Annotated in this window: 2 protein-coding genes; one reads left to right on the top strand and one right to left on the bottom strand. The window is 63.4% G+C overall.

Going from position 1 to position 2,166, the window contains the following annotated elements; all coding sequences use genetic code 11:
• Positions 1-1,589 (top strand): IS66 family transposase (locus IVA92_RS00400; protein ID WP_346658106.1); only part of this gene is annotated, 1,589 nt, incomplete at its 5' end.
• Here IVA92_RS00400 and IVA92_RS00395 read toward each other — a convergent pair.
• Positions 1,590-2,027: a hypothetical protein gene (locus tag IVA92_RS00395; protein ID WP_247307142.1), complete on the bottom strand. Its 438-nt coding sequence runs from the start codon at positions 2,025-2,027 to the stop codon at positions 1,590-1,592.
• Between the last annotated feature and the right edge of the window lie 139 nt (positions 2,028-2,166).

Below are 2,166 nucleotides of genomic sequence, written 5' to 3'. Positions count from 1 at the left end.
GGCAAACCGTGATAGCGCTATCGTCACGGCTTGCGGCGTTGTCGGCGGAATGCAGCTCGCTTTCGGCCGAGCGTGATGCGGCGATTGCCCAACGCGACGCTGCGATCCAGGAGAACGATAAGCTCCTGATGATCCTGTCTCAGTACAAGCGCACGATCTTCGGTCCCCGCTCCGAGACACTGGATCTCGGACAGCTCTTCACCATCACGGCACAGGCGGCTCGTGCCGCCGCCAACGACGACGTGACCGGAGGCAGGCTGCCTGACGGAGCGGAGGGCCGTGGAAAGCGACCGGCGCGACGCAACCGGGGGAAGCTTCCGGAGCATTTGCCGCGCATCGATGTCGTGATCGATATCGAGAGCCACATCTGCCCCTGCTGCGGCGAGCGGCTGCACAAGATCGGGGAGACCGTCAAGGAAGCCTTCGACGTCATTCCGATGCAGTACCGTGTCAAGCGCATTGTTCGTCCACGGTACGGCTGCCGTGGATGCCGCCAGGGTGTGCTGCAGGCCCCCGCGCCGGCCCAGGCGATCGACGGTGGAATGGTGACGGAAGCCTTGCTGGCCCACATCGCAGTGATGAAATACGGCTACCAGCTGCCGCTGTATCGCCAGGAACAGATGTTTGCCGCCCAAGGCATCACGCTCGACCGGCAAATGCTGGCCTCGTGGATGGGCCGCGTCGCCTGGTGGCTGAAGCCGCTTCACGCGCTGTTGCGCCGCGCAGTGATGTCCTACCCGCGGCTGTTTGCCGACGAGACGCCGCTGCCAGTTCTCGATCCCGGCCGTGGCAGAACCAAAGTCTGCCAGTTCTGGGCGATCGCCACCGACGACCGCCCGTGGGGCGGCCCGGCGCCACCGGCAGTGGTCTACGTCTTCGCCGAGGATCGCAAGGCGATCCGCGCCAGGCAGCTGTTTGGAGATTACGACGGCATCCTGCAGGTCGACGGCTACGCCGCCTACAAGGGGCTGATCAAGAACGGCGGCCGTCTGGTACAACTGGCGTTCTGCTTCGCGCATGCGCGCCGGAAGTTCTGGGACGTTCACGTCGCGACGAAGTCACCGATTGCCGCGGCAGCGCTGCAGCGGATCGCGATGTTCTACGCCATTGAGGATCGCATTCGTGGTTTGCCGGCGACGCAGCGAGCTGCGGTGCGGCAATCCAACACCAGACCGCTGATCGAGGACTTCAAGCCCTGGCTCGAGGCGCGACTGCTGGAAGTCTCGAAGAAATCCGGCCTTGGCAAGGCGATCCGCTACACCCTCAACCATTGGGAAGGCCTGACGCGCTTCATCGATGATGGGCGCATCGAGATCGACAGCAATACGGTCGAACGCAGCATCAAGCCGATCGGGGTGGGAAAGAAAAACTATCTGTTCGCAGGCAGTGAGGGCGGCGCCGAAACCTGGGCCACTCTTGCATCGCTCATCAACTCGGCAAAGCTTCAGGACATCGACCCGCGGCACTATCTCACGGATGTTCTCGAGCGCATCATCTCCGGACGCACCAAGATCAATCAGCTGAACGCGCTGCTGCCGTGGAATTGGAAAGCCGAGCGCGACGGTTCGGAGGCAAAGCTCGCCGCTTGATCAGTTCGACGGCAAGGCGTCGGGAACTTCCTGCGCATCGCTGGCGTCGTCGTAGATCTCTTCGCGGATCACGCGCAGCGTCACCTCGTGCAGATACACTTGCAGCGCACCCTCCAGCTCGGTGAACTCCGGCAACAGCACTCGATCGACGAAGCCTCGTGATGCACGGACCATCACCGTGTTGCGTCGCTGCCGGCGATAACGAAACGGCCGCAGCCCATATCGGCGGCAAAGCGCCAGAAAAAGGTGCCGAGACCATTGGTCGGGAAGTGAGAATTGCTGTTCGATCGGTGGATCGTGGCGAGCGAGTTCCTCGACCCGAGCCCGCACCCGCTGCAGCGCGGCTTCCGCCGCAAAGCGCTCACCAGCAGTTCCGGCACCTGCGAACAACGCCTCGATCTTCCGAAGCTTCTCGCGCAGATGCGACTCGCTGGTCATTCTGATCCCCGTTGCCCGCTCCGAACCGGGGGTCACCCCATCACCGCGCGCCGGCGGCGTCAATCATCCCGACCGCGCTATCCAGAGCATTCCGCGCAAGTCAAGCCCGGGCACCGGTGATCCTATCGTGACGCTCACG

The organism is Bradyrhizobium sp. 154, assembly GCF_023073875.1.
Taxonomy (GTDB): Bacteria; Pseudomonadota; Alphaproteobacteria; order Rhizobiales; family Xanthobacteraceae; genus Bradyrhizobium.
The sequence above is the reverse complement of the archived record's forward strand: the minus strand, read 5'-3'. Positions and strand labels throughout refer to the sequence as shown.